Annotated in this window: 17 protein-coding genes; 5 read left to right on the forward strand and 12 right to left on the reverse strand. The window is 34.7% G+C overall.

The features are described from left to right. Positions 1-345 precede the first annotated feature (345 nt). Positions 346-1,146 carry a nucleoside triphosphate pyrophosphohydrolase gene (mazG, locus tag QYS49_RS05500; protein ID WP_308350710.1) on the reverse strand — a complete coding sequence of 267 codons (801 nt, stop codon included), beginning with the start codon at positions 1,144-1,146 and terminating at the stop codon, positions 346-348. A gap of 131 nt (positions 1,147-1,277) precedes the next feature. Here mazG and QYS49_RS05505 point away from each other — a divergent pair, with 131 nt between their 5' ends. After that, entirely contained in the window at positions 1,278-1,499 is a 222-nt protein-coding gene (locus tag QYS49_RS05505; RefSeq protein ID WP_308350711.1) for a hypothetical protein, read from the forward strand. A 279-nt stretch (positions 1,500-1,778) separates the two neighbouring features. Continuing rightward, positions 1,779-2,513: a head GIN domain-containing protein gene (locus QYS49_RS05510; RefSeq protein ID WP_308350712.1), complete on the forward strand. Its 735-nt coding sequence runs from the start codon at positions 1,779-1,781 to the stop codon at positions 2,511-2,513. A 92-nt stretch (positions 2,514-2,605) separates the two neighbouring features. On the opposite strand, the gene QYS49_RS05515 is transcribed toward QYS49_RS05510, so the two are convergent. Continuing rightward, positions 2,606-3,151 (reverse strand): inorganic diphosphatase, encoded by a 546-nt coding sequence (locus tag QYS49_RS05515; protein WP_308350713.1) that lies wholly within the window; start codon positions 3,149-3,151, stop codon positions 2,606-2,608. Positions 3,152-3,240: 89 nt separating this feature from the next. Here QYS49_RS05515 and QYS49_RS05520 point away from each other — a divergent pair, with 89 nt between their 5' ends. Both QYS49_RS05520 and QYS49_RS05525 read left to right on the forward strand, forming a co-directional pair. Further along, positions 3,241-4,134 carry a mechanosensitive ion channel family protein gene (locus tag QYS49_RS05520; protein WP_308350714.1) on the forward strand — a complete coding sequence of 298 codons (894 nt, stop codon included), beginning with the start codon at positions 3,241-3,243 and terminating at the stop codon, positions 4,132-4,134. A 120-nt stretch (positions 4,135-4,254) separates the two neighbouring features. After that, entirely contained in the window at positions 4,255-5,136 is an 882-nt protein-coding gene (locus QYS49_RS05525) for an ATP-binding protein (RefSeq protein WP_308350715.1), read from the forward strand. 128 nt (positions 5,137-5,264) lie between these two features. On the opposite strand, the gene QYS49_RS05530 is transcribed toward QYS49_RS05525, so the two are convergent. The 9 genes from QYS49_RS05530 to QYS49_RS05570 form a co-directional block, all read right to left on the reverse strand. Then, on the reverse strand, positions 5,265-8,198 hold the full coding sequence (locus tag QYS49_RS05530) for a TonB-dependent receptor (protein WP_308350716.1): 2,934 nt from the start codon (positions 8,196-8,198) through the stop codon (positions 5,265-5,267). Between the two features lie 146 nt (positions 8,199-8,344). Continuing rightward, positions 8,345-9,547 carry a beta-helix domain-containing protein gene (locus QYS49_RS05535; RefSeq protein WP_308350717.1) on the reverse strand — a complete coding sequence of 401 codons (1,203 nt, stop codon included), beginning with the start codon at positions 9,545-9,547 and terminating at the stop codon, positions 8,345-8,347. A gap of 178 nt (positions 9,548-9,725) precedes the next feature. Next, positions 9,726-10,709 carry an AAA family ATPase gene (locus QYS49_RS05540; protein WP_308350718.1) on the reverse strand — a complete coding sequence of 328 codons (984 nt, stop codon included), beginning with the start codon at positions 10,707-10,709 and terminating at the stop codon, positions 9,726-9,728. A gap of 102 nt (positions 10,710-10,811) precedes the next feature. After that, positions 10,812-11,342, reverse strand: a complete 531-nt coding sequence (locus QYS49_RS05545; RefSeq protein WP_308350719.1) for an adenine phosphoribosyltransferase — start codon at positions 11,340-11,342, stop codon at positions 10,812-10,814. Positions 11,343-11,361: 19 nt separating this feature from the next. Further along, on the reverse strand, positions 11,362-12,378 hold the full coding sequence (locus tag QYS49_RS05550; protein ID WP_308350720.1) for a threonine aldolase family protein: 1,017 nt from the start codon (positions 12,376-12,378) through the stop codon (positions 11,362-11,364). A 1-nt stretch (position 12,379) separates the two neighbouring features. Next, positions 12,380-12,640, reverse strand: a complete 261-nt coding sequence (locus QYS49_RS05555; protein WP_308350721.1) for a hypothetical protein — start codon at positions 12,638-12,640, stop codon at positions 12,380-12,382. Between the two features lie 4 nt (positions 12,641-12,644). Beyond that, complete coding sequence (locus QYS49_RS05560; RefSeq protein WP_308350722.1) at positions 12,645-14,162, reverse strand: carbon-nitrogen hydrolase family protein; 1,518 nt, start codon at positions 14,160-14,162, stop codon at positions 12,645-12,647. Between the two features lie 149 nt (positions 14,163-14,311). Continuing rightward, on the reverse strand, positions 14,312-15,199 hold the full coding sequence (gene lipA, locus QYS49_RS05565; protein WP_308350723.1) for a lipoyl synthase: 888 nt from the start codon (positions 15,197-15,199) through the stop codon (positions 14,312-14,314). Between the two features lie 25 nt (positions 15,200-15,224). Further along, entirely contained in the window at positions 15,225-15,938 is a 714-nt protein-coding gene (locus QYS49_RS05570; RefSeq protein WP_308350724.1) for a hypothetical protein, read from the reverse strand. A 63-nt stretch (positions 15,939-16,001) separates the two neighbouring features. Between QYS49_RS05570 and QYS49_RS05575 the strand changes: the two genes are divergently transcribed. After that, a complete protein-coding gene (locus QYS49_RS05575; protein WP_308350725.1) occupies positions 16,002-16,406 on the forward strand; it encodes an OsmC family protein in 405 nt (134 codons plus the stop codon). Between the two features lie 14 nt (positions 16,407-16,420). Here the strand turns inward: QYS49_RS05575 and ytxJ are convergent, their stop codons facing one another. After that, positions 16,421-16,762 carry a bacillithiol system redox-active protein YtxJ gene (gene ytxJ, locus QYS49_RS05580; RefSeq protein WP_308350726.1) on the reverse strand — a complete coding sequence of 114 codons (342 nt, stop codon included), beginning with the start codon at positions 16,760-16,762 and terminating at the stop codon, positions 16,421-16,423. Between the last annotated feature and the right edge of the window lie 2 nt (positions 16,763-16,764).

Below are 16,764 nucleotides of genomic sequence, written 5' to 3' on the forward strand. Positions count from 1 at the left end.
ATTCAAATTTATGGAAATATACAAAAATGAAAATGTTTTAGAATAAAATTTTAACTGTTTTAGAGTTTAAATATGAAATTATTCTGTTGGATGGGTTTAATTATAACTTAAGAAATTGAATATTCTGAAAATCGGCTCAAGTTTGGATCACTTTTAAACCTCCGCTAGTGTGAGCTGTTGTAAATTTCCTCTATACTCTTTCCGTAAATACTCAAAAGTTTTTCCAAAGTTCCATCAGAACTGCGCTTGTGCGACCTTTCCAACTCGTGCCAATGTTAGCAAAAAGCCAGATTAAGCACGAGTTAGGAAGCTCGTGCTAGCTTTATTGGTTCAATAACAGACTATTTATAGTTTTTTAGCCTTTTCCCAGTAAACATCCATTTCTTCTAGGCTCATTTCTGAAATTTGCTTGCCTTCTTTTTTGCTTTCTGACTCTAAGTAATTAAATCTTTTGATGAATTTTTTATTCGTTTTTTCTAAGGCTTCTTCGGGGTTGATTCCAGCAAAGCGGGCATAATTAATTAAGCTAAACATTAAATCACCAAATTCCTCTGTGGCTTTTTCCTTATTGCCTGCTTCTTCTTCGGTTTTAAATTCTTGAATTTCTTCCTCAACTTTTCCCCAAACCTGCTCTTTTTTATCCCAATCAAAACCTACACCTCTTGCTTTCTCTTGAATTCGGATTGATTTAATCAATGCAGGCAATGAATTAGGAACTCCTCCTAAAACTGTTTTATTGCCTTTTTCCTTTAGCTTTATTTTTTCCCAGTTTTCTTTTACTGCTTGTTCATCATTGGCTTCTACATCGGAATAAATGTGAGGATGGCGGTTGATCAATTTATCTGAAATTCCATTGAGCACATCCGCCATATCGAAAGCTTTTTGCTCATCTGCCATACGAGCATAAAAAACCATATGGAGCATAATATCACCCAATTCTTTTCTAATTTCTTCCAAATCATTTTCTAGAATCGCATCTGATAGTTCAAAGGTTTCTTCAATAGTCAAGTGACGAATACTTTCAATAGTTTGCTTCTTATCCCATGGGCATAAATTTCGCAATTGATCCATGATTGTGAGTAATCTGTCAAAGGCCTGCAGTTTTTCTTCTCTTCTTGCATCTGGGTATTTTTGCACTTCTTTCATTTCTAGATTTTAACTGTTTGGGAAAAATGCAATTTAAGAAACTTTGCTTTCTTTGTAGGCGTTATGAAATTAGAATGTTAAATTTGTGAATTGATTATCAGGGCTGACGAAATGCCCTTAAAATTAAAAATATGACTACTTTTTTATTAGCAATCGGATTAATTGGAGCGTTTTTTATTTTAATGTCAGTAAGACTGATATTTATTAAAAACGGAGAGTTTAAAGGGACTTGTGCATCTCAAAGTCCTTTCTTAAATAAGGAGGGAGAGTCTTGCAGTTTCTGCGGAAAGCAGCCAGGAGAACAATGTGCAAATCCTGATTCCGAGGTAAACAAAGTAATGAATAAATTCTAATAAAATTAAGATATAGGTAATGAATTAGCTCAGTAACTTGAATATGCTGGGCTTTTTTTATGTTCTTATTTTTTGAGAACGGATTTAAAAATATTTCTTCTATATCACCCCCTACCCCGGTAGGTGGAACACCGACCAGAAGCAGAGAAGATGGCATTTAGATTAATTTGATCTGTGCGGCACCGACCATGGGATAAAAATATTCTTGAATATTTTTTAAGCTGAATGCAACCTCTTTTATTTTCTCGCATCTTTACTGAGAAACTAAACCATAATAACATGAAAAATATACTATTAGTATTTGTTCTTGCTTTATTCGCGTGTCAGGTACAATCACAAGAAATTGAAACGCGCTCTTTGTCAGATTTTACATCTGTTTCATCTTCTCAAAGCATCAGAGTTACGTTGAAAAAAGGTAACGAACCTAAAGTGGATGTAAGCACCACCGGAGAATTAGAAGATGTGATTACCGAAGTAAAAAACGGAAACCTGAAAATTGAAATGGAATCTAATAAGACCTTTAGAAATGTAGAAGTTGAGGTTACAGTCTATTTTCAAGAGCTAGAAAGTCTAAAAGCTAGCAGTTCATCTAGAATGATGTCGGAAGATTTAATTGAAGCCAACAATATGGAGATTAAAGGTTCAAGTTCAGCTAGAATGGATTTGAATGTGAAAGCCAACAATATTGAAGTATCAGGCTCTAGTTCTGCACGCATTGCTTTATCAGCACAAGCGGTTAATATAGAAACCCAAGTAAGCAGTTCATGTCGATTTAATTTAGATGGTAATGCAGAAAATTTTGAAGCACAGGTGAGTAGTTCAGGAAGAATTGATGCATCTGAATTTAGCTGTGATAATGCCGATTTAGCAGCAAGCTCATCAGGAAGAATAGAGTTGAATGTACAAGAGAAATTGATTGCCAAAGCTTCTTCATCAGGGAGAATAACTTATGGTGGAAAGCCTTCCTTAGTAGATGTGAATTCAGGTTCTGGAGGGAAAATTTCTAAAATGTGATACTCTGAAAAGATCTTTAACCATAAAAGTAAAAGGCTGTCTAAATTAAATTTAGTCAGCCTTTTATGGTTTTAAAGTATAAATCAAGTTTTTTACTTTCTAAAAGTTTTGTCATAAAGATCTATACTATCTTGAATAACTTTGTGTGCTTCTTTTTTATCAAAAAAATCCTCTACCACTACTTTTTTGTTTTCAAGCTGTTTATAATCCTCAAAGAATCTTTGCATTTCTTTTGAAGTATGTGGAGGTAAGTCATTAATATCATTCATATGATTTACGGACATATCATTAGCTGCAACAGCTATGATTTTATCATCTGCTTCTCCCTGATCCATCATTTTCATAACGCCCAGCACTTTTGCTTTTACCATACAAAGGGGTGGTAATTCAATAGAGGTAATCACCATGATATCCAAAGGATCTTTATCATCACAATAAGTCTGCGGAATAAAACCATAATTTGCTGGATAGTGTACAGAGCTGAAAAGTACTCTATCCAACATTAAATAACCTGTTTCTTTGTCTAGTTCAAATTTACCCTTGCTGCCTTTAGAAATTTCAATTACGGCATTCACATACTCGGGCACTTCGTCTCCGTAATGGATATCGTGCCAAGGGTTTCTTTTCTTATCTATCATCTTAAATTTGTAAAATATTTTTACAAAAATAAGGCATTTAGCTGAGAGCACCTACTTATAGTGTTATTAGATTATTATAACTTTGTATTATGAACAAAAAAACCATTACCCCTATCATAAATTTAGAGCGAAAAAAGAGAATCTGGTTTTTGGTTAAAGCTGTAATTTTTATTGCTACTCTTTTTGCTATAGATAACTATAAAAATCAGATTTTGGAATTTGGTATTCCAGAACACTACCTTAAAGCATTGAGGCTTTATCTTTACGCAGACCTGTGGATTTCTTTTATAAGATTGGCAGTGGTTTTTTACTATCAGCAAAAGCACAAATTATCCAGAGGGGTAAAAAGCAATTTTATTTTAGGGATAGATCATATTGCCAATATCTTGCACACTTTCGTGCTAATTGGCGCTATTCTGCTACTTTTTAATATTGATCCCATCAATCTGATTACTTCCTTAAGTATAGTAGCAGCAGCAATTGCCATTTTATCAAAGGATTATATTGCCAATATGATTAATGGAATGTTGATCATGTTTTCAGAGGAGGTGATGATAGGAGATGAGATTAAAATAGGGGAGGTAAAAGGTAAAGTGACTGATATCACCTTGGTGAATATGCATATCGTAAATGATGATGAAGATTTGATTTACATCCCTAATTCAATGGTCTTTACTTCTCAAATCTTCAATTATACTAAAAGAGCGATTAGAAAAGTAAGTTTTGATTTCGATTTGAAAAATGAGCTTGCAACAGATGTTGAAGCTGTTGAAAAGCATATTATTGATGTATTAGGAGAGTATCATCACTATATAAGAAATGATAGCTATGTTTTACGAATCATCAAAATCAATGAAAATTTCACTTCCCTAAAATTTCAATTTGTGTTGCATAGACATTCAGAAGTCCGTGAAAAAGATATTAGAAAAGCTGCTTTACGACATGTATTGAAATATATTGGGGACGCTAAGCAAAAATACTAACCAAAGCCTCATGAGGGGCGAGCTTATTCAGAAATCAAGCTTACATATCTTTTCAGAAAACTGAAACACTTGCGATTGCAATCAGTTTTGTATCTTTATAATAAACCAACTAAAATAACTATGAAAAGTACAGTATTCGTATTGGGATTTGCATTGCTGATATTTGCATGCCAACCCGCTAAAAAAGAAAATCAAGAAGAAGAAACACAAGAAAAAGAAGTTGTAGAACAATCTGCTGATCCTAAATTGGTAAAATTATGGGAAACAGATACTGTGATGACAACTTGTGAATCCGTTTTATATGATGGAGAAGGTAATAGACTATTCGTTTCCAATATCAACGGAAAGCCATTAGATAAAAATGGTGAAGGATTTATCTCTATTTTAAATCTTGATGGAAGTATTAAGAATTTGAAATGGGCGACTGGATTGAATGCTCCTAAAGGAATGGGGATTTTTGATGGCCATCTTTATGTAACGGATATCGATAGAGTTGTAGCTATTGATATGGAAACTGGAGAAGTCGCTAAAGAATTTACTCCGGAAAAAGCTGAATTCTTGAATGATATCACAACATCTGAAAGTGCAGTTTATATTTCAGATATGGGCTTAGGTTTAATTCACAAAATTGAAGGTGGAGAATTATCTACTGTTGCTGAAGGAGTTAAAAGCATTAATGGATTATTAAGCAAAGGCGATCATTTAATGACTTTAGATGGAAAGGGCTTAAGAGCTTATGATTTAGCTGAAAATAAATTCGAGATGGTAAATGATTCCGTAACTGGAGGTGATGGTTTAACTATGTTAAATGATGAAACTTATATTGCCAGCAGATGGAAAGGCGAAATTTATCACGTGGCTGGTAATAAAGCTACTTTGTTATTAGACACAAAAGCAGAAGAATCACAAACTGCTGATATTGGTTTAGATGCTGATAAAATGATTGTATATGTTCCTACTTTCTTTAAGAATAAGGTAGTAGCTTATCAATTGGAGAAATAGATTTATATACTAAAATTAAAAACCCGCAAGATTTCTTGAAACCTTGCGGGTTTTTTGTTGCCCTAAAATTGAAAAAAGCTTCCGAGTTTCCCCGAAAGCTTCTTCAATATTAAACAGTCAACCTAAACTTAAAATTTGTAATTCACTCCAACGCTAAATGCAGTTCCAGGATTTAAACTGGTAAACACTTCTTTATCTGCTTGAAATGATTGATAGAAACTTTCTCTTTTATCGTTTAATATATTTGATACTTTGAAATCAATGCTTGTTTTATCATCCTTACCAAACGTTTTATTTATGCTAAAACTTAGGTTGTGAAATGATTCATCATACACATCACCATACAGACCAGTACCAACAATTGCCAAAGTAGGACCTTTCACATTGTAAAACATACCTGCATTTAAGCCTAATACAGGATTATTATATGACAGTCCTCCATTGATCACGTAAGGTGCCTGACCTGCCATTTGACGGACATCTGAGATGTTCTCTCCTGTTTTTTCGTACTCTTTTCTTGCGTTAAACTCTTGATCAGTCATATCGATTCTTGATTCAACCATTGTCAAATTTCCGCTAATGTTGAAATTCCTTAATGCAGGGCTAATGAAATCTAATTTCTTTCTAGCTTCTAGTTCTACACCAAGCAATCTTCCGTTTCCTACATTTCTAGCTTGAAACTCAGTGCTTGTTTGTTGTGCTGGAATTCTTACTAACTCAATTGGATTGTCAAAATATTTGTAGAAGGCACTAACTGAGAACATCTGTCCTTCTCTTTGGAATAATTCCCATCTCAAATCAATGTTGTCGATTCTGGTTTCAGTTAAATTACCGTCCCAGTCAGCATAGGTAAATAAACTTCCGTTGAAAATTCTGTTTGTAATAGGATCCAATATTTGAGCAAAACTTAATTCTTTGAAAGAAGGTCTTGCTATAGTTTTTGAATATGAAGCTCTTAAATTTTGATCATCAGTTAATGAATAAATCAAATTAGCAGTTGGGAAGAAATCGAAAGAATCTAATACTTTTTCGTTCACTAGATTTCTACCATTTGAACTCCCACTTGCATGTGCTTGATCTCTACCAGTATGTCTCTGCACATAATTCTCAACTCTTAAACCTAAAACAGTTTTGAAGTTTCTGATAGGAGTCATTTCATTCGAAACATAAAATGCAGTATTATTTACATTGGAGCTATATGCATTTGGATTAGGATTGTTATTTCCTGATTGATAATAGATTCCATTTGTTTCGCTTGGGAATAAATTTTCTTCATTTAAAACAACTTCTTGGCTTGGATTAGGCCATGATTGGCTTTCAAAGAATTGTACATCAAAGAATAATATTTCGTAATCTCTGTTTTTATAAGTGTGACTTCCACCAAATTTAAATTTAGCATCTGCATCGTTGAAGCTATACTTTTTAGTAATATCGATTTTAGAATTTATATTAAATTCATTTAATGATCTCCAGATTCTGGATGGATTACCAGCCTCACCAGCAGCAAATCTAGGGTTGTCTGTATTGACAGCAGAGAATGCAGTTTTTCTGATATCTGGATCTTCTAAAGTCGAGAAAGTTGGAGAAACTCTCCAATCGATATCCCACCCAGTATTTTTCAAGATATGAGTACCATTTAATAGGATATTATTTAATGCGCTTTGTGTATATTCTAAGTTGTCTGATTCAGCAACATAACCTGACTGACCAACTGCTTCGCCATCATTCTGAATGTTGAATTGACCTGCTCTACTTTCACCATTTTGTAATCGCATTGCAGTTAATCTCAATTTAGTGTATTTTGATTTTAAAGCTAACCCTCCTAATGCACCAATAAGTACGTTATTCTCACCTAATTGACCGTCTTGAGTAGTAGCATAACGCATCTCAGTTCTTTCAGGATCTTTATATTTTTGGTATTCACCATAGCTTACGTCATCATAAAAACGCGTATTGTTTTTATATGAAAGAGAGAAGATGTATCCTAATTTCGGTTTGTCATCATCTTCTGACTTGCCTAATTGCAATTGGTCACCAATTGAAAATCCAAGGCTGTAATCCATTAAGCTAGTTTGATTTTGCGCTGCTAGGTTTGGATTGAAACTTCTTATGAATTCAGATGCTTCCTCAGTATTTCCTGTAAAAGGACCAGGAACCTGAGTTGCTCTTGCTCCTTGAGGCAATGCTCTCGTGCCATCATCAAAACCTAAGAAATCAGTACTACCACCTTCGTATGTTAAGTAATCTGAGTTGAAGTGCATAGATGGGTTAAAACCTATTCCAAAAGAAACATCCATAATTTTTTCATCAGGAAAGTCTTTTGTTTCCACATTCACTATTCCACCTGTGAAATCTGCAGGTAAATCAGCGGTGAATGATTTTCTTACAATCATATTGTCAATTAAGCTTGTAGGAAAGATATCCATTTGCAAGCTATTTCTGTCTGGATCTAAACCTGGAACATCCATACCATTCAAAGTAGTTTTGGTATATCGATCTCCTAAACCTCTAACATAAACATATTTACCGCCTTCTATTGAAACTCCAGTTACTCGCTTTACTGCTTCAACTGCTGTAGCATCGCCAATTAATTTGAATTTAGCTGAAGAAATTCCGTCCATCATTCCAGGAGCTTTTTTCTTAACTGTCATCAATGCAGCCTCAGTAGTTCTGATAGCTTTAGCTGTAACCACAACTTCTTGAAGCTCTGATTTCTCTTCTTTCAGTCTGATTTGTCCTAAATTATTTACTTCTCCATCTTTTATCACTACCCCTTCAATGGTTAAAGCCTGAAAAGTAACAAAGGATACTTTAACATTATAGGTGCCTGCTTCAACAGGAACAGTAAACTGTCCATCTAAATCAGTAACAGCACCAATAAGTGCTCCTTCAATAATCTCTTGGTTATCGGGGGAAACTTTATTAACCACGACATTGGCACCGATCATCGGCTCTCCGTTTGAATCCTCGATTATAGTACCACGAATTTTACCTTTCTGTGCAATAGCTACAGAAGTGGAAAGAATCAATAAGACAGCTAAAAGATGTTTAAATTTTAACATGTGTATAATTTTTATGCTTTTTTTATAAACGCCATTAAATACTAAAGGCACACAAAATTACTTTGTGTGCCTTTAGTAAGCTATCCTAGTTGATTAAGGATTTATTATAAATTAGCCGTTATGTTAATTCAATGTTATCTGAATTATTATAAACTTGATACGTTAGCAGCCACATCAGCCCAAGTCCAGTTTGCAAATACAGAAGCATCTGCTTGTCCGCTCGTTCCAGCAACAATTCCAGCTGGGACTTCACTTCCTTCAGGAATATAGTTTGTTAATTCAGTGTTAACATCAAGGATAACATTGTCAAAAGTAACATTTGCAGCATTTACTCTATTGATGATTTGACCATCAGCAATTCCAGTAATGAAAACGTTTCTTAAGATTACTCCTGAATTGTTATCAGTATTGATTAAATCTTGAGAACCTCTTTCAACTTCTCCATCTGAATCAAAAGATGAAGCAACTACAGTTCCATTAGAGAAAACATGTTGTACATCTAATAATACATCACCTTCAGGTCCATCTAATTCAAAGCAATGTCCAGCAGGAGTAACTACTAAGAAATTATCCATAGTACCGCTCCATGATTGGTCAGTATCCATTCCGTCATCACCTGCATTCCATACTAAAGCATTAGTAACGTTAACAGTCCCACCGAACCATTCGATTCCGTCATCTTGGTTACCGACTATCTCTACATTTTCGATTACTGTTCCTGAACCAACACCGCCTAAAGTTAAGCCATTGATTTCATTACCTGCTCCTATGTTAGTTCCACCATGACGAATAGAAATATATCTTATTTCACCTGAATTATCTTCAGCATTAGTTCCTCCGTAAAGTCCGTTTGGATCAGAAGTAGGGATACCTTCAATTTGTACTTCAGCAGCCGAAGCTGAGATAGGAGCATTTCCTAAAATGATAACACCACCCCATAAACCATTTTGAGTTGGATCTAAATTTGGAGAAGCAATTTCACCCGGCTGAATTTCATCTGCAACTGATGTGAAAATGATTGGCTCATCAGCAGTACCTTGTGCAAATAATTTTCCATCTCTAGCAACAATTAGAGCAGTTGCATTTGCTTGTGAACCAGCTTCACCTTTTATAATTGTACCGGCTTCTATTGTTAATTCAGCGCCAGCTTCCACAACAATTCTTCCACCTAATTGATAAACTTTGTCTTTTGACCAAGTAGTATTTTCAGTAATGTTGTCTGTAACTACAACAATACCCTCGTTTTCCTCTTCTTCATTTACTTCTGGCTCAACTGTGTTTTCATCACAAGCTGTGAATCCAAATGCAAGTACTAAAACTAGCATCGCTAATAAATTAATTTTCTTCATCGTGAGTAATTTTAATAAGTTTAAATTTCTTTGCGACAAAGGTGGGTTTTAATTGTTAACTGAATTTGTCAGACTCTTTAGCAAATTGTTATCAATTCTATACACTATTAATTTTGTGTTAAAATAAAAAAGCGTCCCATCCGGAACGCTTTTAAAATTATCTTGAAAATAGTGCTAATTAACCAATAGGCACTTGTTTTAATATTTTTTCAATGATATCCTTTGTTGTTACCCCATCTGCTTCTGCTTCATAGTTGAGCAAAATTCTATGGTTCATCACATCATAAGCAACTTCTTTTATATCTTCAGGTAATACGTAATCTCTACCTTCCATATAAGCAACAGCCTTTGCGCTCAGGTTTAAATTAATACTAGCACGAGGTGAAACTCCATATTGGATATATTCTGCTTCTTGTTTCAAACCATAATCTAAAGGAGATCGAGTGGCATAAACCAATTCGATTATATAGCGCTCTAAGGATTCAGAAATCTCTACTTGATTTACCTGATCTCTAATGCTAAATATTTCCTCTTTAGTCAGAATAGTATTAACATCCTTATTAAATGTCATATTCGACATTCTTCTCATTACTTCTAGCTCCTGAGATTTTGTAGGATAACTAACCGTTACCTTTAGCATAAATCGATCGACCTGTGCTTCCGGTAAAGGATAAGTTCCTTCCTGATCCACTGGGTTTTGGGTGGCTAAAACCAAAAATGGTCTATCCAATTGGAATGTAGTTTCTCCAATCGTTACTTGTTTTTCCTGCATGGCTTCCAAAAGAGCCGATTGAACTTTAGCAGGAGAACGGTTCACCTCATCAGCCAAAACTAAGTTGGAGAAAATAGGTCCTTTCTTCACTTCAAAGTTTCCTTGCTTCTGATTGTAAATCATGGTTCCGATCAAATCGGATGGCATTAAATCAGGTGTAAACTGAATTCTTTGAAAATCTAAATGCAATACATTAGCTAGTGTATTTACAGTTAAAGTTTTTGCCAAACCGGGAACACCTTCTAATAATACATGTCCGTTAGTGAAAAGACCAATCAATAAACGGTTGACCATGTATTCTTGTCCAACTACCACTTTAGCCACTTCAGACATAACGTCCTTTACTTTCTGTTGCAATGCGCTTTTATTTTCTATCTGTGCTTCTTCCATGATTGCTTTATAAATCTCTTTTTAATCTGAATTTCAAATATATTATTTAAATTTTAAAAATTTAAACACCTATTAGTTCGGTGTGGAATATCAAATTGCTATTTAATAAGTAACGATACTATAAACCGCTTCATTTTCTTTAGCTAGCTTTTTTTTGCCTTCCAAAAAGCCTAACTCAATCAGAAAGCTAAAGTTGCCTACTTTTCCGCCTAATTCTTTCACTAATTTGGCTGCAGCCAAGGCTGTGCCTCCTGTTGCCAGCAAGTCATCATGAATCATTACATTCTGCCCTTTTTTGATTGCATCTTTATGGATTTCCATGGTGGCACTTCCATATTCTAGATCATAAGAATATTTAATGGTTTCATAAGGTAACTTACCTTCTTTCCTTACGGGTACAAATGGTACTCCTAATTTCTCGGCTATCATCATTCCAAAAAGAAATCCTCTGGATTCTACTCCCACTATCACATCAATTCCGTCATTTTTAGCTTTTTCTACAAACCAATCTACAGTTTCAGTTATTAGTTTTGGATGTGAGAGAACTGGCGTAATGTCTTTAAATATGATCCCTGCTTTCGGGAAGTCAGCTATATCTCGAATTTGGTCATTAATTTTTTCTGCTAATGTCATGGTGTAGGATAAAATGGGTTTAAATAGCTTTTAATTTCTTGATCATATCATCAAGCATGTCATCGTCAAAATCGAGATGTGTCACAAATCGGACATCATGCTTTCCAAATGGAACAGCTAAAATGCCTATTTGCTTTAGTTTTTCAACAAAATCAACCGATAAAGCATTGTTGGCTAATTTGAATATGACAATATTAGTCTCAACAGGCATAACGGAATCTACAAAACCTAAACTATCTAATGCATTAGCAATAGTTTTTGCTCTATCATTGTCCTCATTAAGTCGGTTTATATGATGATCTAAAGCATAAATGCCCGCAGCTGCCAGAAAACCGGCCTGACGCATTCCGCCTCCTAAGACTTTTCTTACTCTTCTGGCTTTTTTGATAGTAGCTTTATCTCCAAGTAATAAAGAGCCTACAGGACAGCCTAATCCTTTTGACAAGCATATTGAAATGGTGTCAAAGTGCTTTCCATATTTCTTAGGATCATCATCTGTGGCAACTAAAGCATTGAATAGCCTAGCTCCATCCAAATGAAGTTTCAAATTTTTGTCTTTACAAAGCGAACTAATTTTTTCGATTTCATTGAAGTCATATACGCAACCACCTCCTTTATTCATTGTGTTTTCTAAAGAAACCAAAGTTGAGATAGGTGCATGAACATCATCAGGATTGTTGATATTATCCTGAATCATTTCAGCCGTTATTCTTCCTCTATCACCATGCAACAAACGAACGGAAGCAAAAGAATTATAAGCTATTCCACCACCTTCATATAAATAGATATGAGATTTTGCATCGCAAATAACTTCAGTGTGTGGAGCAGTATGGACTCTGATAGCAATTTGATTGGTCATCGTTCCGCTAGGGCAGAAAATAGCAGATTCCATCCCGAAATAATCAGCAGCTTTTTGTTCCAAAGCATTTATAGTAGGGTCTTCGCCAAAAACGTCATCTCCAACTGGGGCAGCCATCATGGCTTCCTTCATTCCAGCTGTTGGTTGGGTTATAGTGTCACTTCTTAAATCTATCATTTTAAGATACTTTTTCGAGCCAATGTGGTAGTTTCACTTGATCTGTATAAAACTTTTTTCTGGTGTGATTACTATCAAAAGGAACGATTTTTTCGATACGGTCAGTTTTGGGATGATAAAAAGCTTCTACATAAAAATCATTCAATAAAAATAAATTCACTTTATAGCGATAGTAACGGATGGAAGTCACAAATTCCCCCTCTACATATAAGGTCTTTATCTTTTTAAATAAACTTAAACTTACAAACTCCTCTACCTTCACTGACCTATTTCTTTTTAAGTGTGTATAAATCTTTTCTTCTATCCTTCAAATTACGCACGCTTCCGTAAGTATGCAATTCTTTTAGCAAATTAACATCTACATCTGCAATTACTGTCATCTCAGTGTTAGGCGTAGCTTCGGTTTTAACCCCATTAGTAGGGAAAGCAAAATCAGATGGTGTAAATACTCCAGACTGCGCAAACTGAATATCCATGTTATTTACTTTAGGCAAGTTACCAACACTTCCTGCTATGGCAACATAACACTCATTTTCTATTGCACGTGCCTGAGCACATAGTCTTACCCGCATATATCCATTTTGAGTATCCGTTAAAAATGGAACAAATAAAATCTTAACTCCTTCATCTGCCAATAATCTTCCCATTTCAGGGAATTCAACATCATAGCAAATATTAATTCCAATTTTACCACAATCTGTATCGAAAGCTTGAATTTTCTTTCCCCCACTCATTCCCCATGCACTTACTTCTGCAGGCGTCATGTGGATTTTTTCATAGGTTTCGCTAGTTCCATCTCTTCTGCACAAAAATCCTTTATTGTAAAGTTTACCTCTGCTCATTACTGGCATACTTCCAGTAATGATATTCACATTATAATTAATGGCATACTCCTGAAAAATTTCTTTTAAAGGCTCAGTATATTTTGCCAATTCTCTGATGGCTGAAGCTTCATCCAAATGGTTGAATTCTGCCATTAATGGGGCATTGAATAATTCAGGGAATAAAATAAAATCACATTGATAACCACTTACCACATCAATAAAGAATTCAATTTGCTCCTGCATTGCCTTTAAAGATGGAGTTGGTCGCATTTGCCATTGCACTAATCCTAAACGAATTACCGTTTTTGGAATATGGACATATTCCTCCGAAGGTTCATAATAAATATTATTCCACTCAATTAAAGCGGCATACTCTGCAGATTGTTTATCGCCAGGTAAATAGCCTTTTAAAACTTTCTTTACGTGGAAGTCATTTGATAATTGGAAGGACAAGGTTTTGTCATAAATCTCTTTAGCAATTACTTTTTGAATATATTGCTTGGGCGTCATCTTCTCAGCGTATTTCGAATAACCTGGTAGTCTTCCGCCAGCTACAATAGAGTGAAGATTCAATTGCTCTACTAAATCTTTTCGAGCATCGTACATTCTACGCCCCACTCTCATTCCTCTAAAATCTGGGTGTACAAAAACATCTATCCCATAGAGTACATCTCCATCAGGATTATGAGTGTCAAAAGATTCCTTTCCTGTAATCTGCGGATAGGTATGATTATCACCGAATTCGGAATAATCAACTATAATAGATAAAGCGCAGCCCGCAACTTGTCCATTTACTAAAACGCATAATTGCCCTTCAGGAAATTTATCAATTAGGGTTTTGATGTGCTCTACTTCCCATAAATCATCCCAACCCGCATAAGCTTTCTTCATTGATTTCAGTAAGCTGCGGTAATCCTTTAATTTTAGATTCTCTAGGGTAACGATAAAATTATCTTGCATAGGTATTCAAAATTGACTTTCTATTAAAAGCCTTTATAAAAATGGTAAAAGCTTTTCAAACTTCATTAATAAAGTCCAAAAAGTAAAAAACCACAGCAATATAAGTGGAATTCACTAGATGCTGTGGTTTTGAAATATATTTACGCTCCTTAAATAGGGACGTTTACGTGTCTTTCGGCATGGTAAGAAGATCGCACTAATGGACCTGACTCAACATATTTCAAGCCTCTTTTCAATCCTTCTTCTCTGTACATATCAAAAACATCAGGATGTACATATTCAATTACATCATGGTGCCTTTTAGTAGGTTGTAAATATTGTCCAACAGTTAAAATATCGCAGCCATGTGCTACTAAATCATCCATAGCCGCAAACATCTCATCATGAGTTTCACCTAAACCAACCATAATACCGGTTTTTGTTCTTTTCCCGTATTCCTTAGTAAGTTTGATCTGGTCTAAACTTCTTTGATATTTGGCTTGAGGTCTTACTCTTCTGTAAAGACTAGGAACCGTTTCCACGTTGTGAGAAACCACTTCTTGTCCAGCTTCAATCATTCTGTATAAAGCATCCCATTTTCCTTTTACGTCAGGAATTAATGTTTCTATTGTAGTTTCAGGAGAAAGTTCTTTTGTTTTCACAACAGTTTGATACCAAATTTCTGCACCTCTGTCTTTCAACTCATCTCTATTAACAGAAGTCAAAACAGCATGTTTCACCCCCATTTTTTTGATAGCTTCTGCTACTCTTTGTGGTTCTTGCTCATCATATTCTGGTGGTCGACCAGTAGCTACTGCACAAAATGAACAGCTTCTGGTACATACATTTCCTAGAATCATGAAAGTGGCAGTACCTGCTCCCCAGCATTCTCCCATATTCGGGCAATTACCGCTTTCGCAGATAGTATGCAATTTATTTTCATCCACAATCTTGCGAACGTTTGCATACTCTTTACCAACAGGTAATTTAACCCTTAACCAATCAGGTTTTTTATTTTTCTTTTTTTCTTCTTGGCTTACTACCGGTAAATCTATCATATCAATTTATTAATCGATTCTTAATCTATTTTCTTGACCCAAACAGTATACTTACAAATGCAGCAGGGTAAAAGTTATAATTTTTTGTACCTAAAGGCACAATTTGTATTTCTCTAGTGAAAATTTCAGCTAAAAAACCAACTTCAAAGCCAGTTATTTTACTCTTAAAGGATCCAAATTCAAATAGCAAAGAGGCTCTCAAGTGTGCGCCAGGAACTACTTCCATTTGATCTATTCCTGAAAAATATCCAGCAGGACCAATAATCGATGAACCATTCAGATATTGTGAATATGTTACCAATCCGCCTCCTTCACTTCTCAGTAAATAAGGTGATACTAAACCTAATGTAGGTCCTCCAATTAATACTCCATTAATCTGAACTCCCTTTTGTTCTGCTTTTTTAAACAACAACATATCGTAGCCATACATTAATCGAGTGCTTATTAAATATTTTTCTTTTCCTTCATAGAAAGAGGAGGAGCTAAAAAATGTTGGGCTCTGAACTCTTCTTTCTTGAGGATGTCGAATATTAGCAATTTCCAATCCGAATGTTTGAAATATGCGATCGGATTTTTTTGCACTATATCTAAAAAAACCACCAGAAATTAGCCCTCCATTTGTTGCCTTCGTAGCTCCAAACAGAAATTCTTGCCCATAATCAAAAGGATCATCCTTTTGAGCTTTTGCATCAGTCAAAAGAAAGAATGTCAATAAAGAAAATATGAGCAGTTTTTTCATTTCTGTTAAATAATTCCACAAATTTAAGCTTTTAAATCAAACGATAAAAAACTTAGTTAGTTTATGGCAACTTCATCTATAAAATACGTCCACTTGTTAAAAACAAAAGCGACTCATAATGGTTCGGGAAATTCTTTAATTACTGATGCTCCAGTCGATAATAATGGGGAAGGAGCCTATTTTTCTCCTACCGATTTAGCGGCTACCTCACTTGCAAGCTGTATGTTTACCGTTATGGGGATTTATGCTGATCAAAATAAATTGGAATTAGGTGAAATCAATTGCGATTTACAAAAAGAAATGGCGGCAAATCCAAGAAGGATTAAAGCTATTACTATTGACATCAATTGGAAAACTAACTTATCAGAGGATGAAATTCAGAAATTAAAGAAAATTGCCTTGAATTGTCCTGTAGCAAAAAGTTTACATCCTGATATTGAACAGAATGTAACTTTTAATTTGTTGTAATCTAATTGAAGTGCTTAAGCAGCAACTCCTGATTTCAAATTTTGATAACTGATTCCCATATGTGAATCATCATAAACACATTCTCCATTTTTTATTAACAAAACTTGGGGAGATTGGTGCATCACTCCAAATATTTCAGCAACTGTATTTGATATGTCTCTATAGGAAATCAAATCTAAATAATATGCTTTTACTTCAGCCATTTCGCTCTCATTCCAGCTTCTTTCTAATCTGTTCAAAGCCATTGCACTAATAGAACAACTAGTGCTGTGCTTAAAAATCACTATTGGATTTTCATTAGAATCTTCAATGATTTTATCTAATGTTTCTTTACTATCTAATCTATTCCAATTCATAA

It is taken from the genome of Marivirga salinae (genome assembly GCF_030503855.1).
Taxonomy (GTDB): domain Bacteria; phylum Bacteroidota; class Bacteroidia; order Cytophagales; family Cyclobacteriaceae; genus Marivirga; species Marivirga salinarum.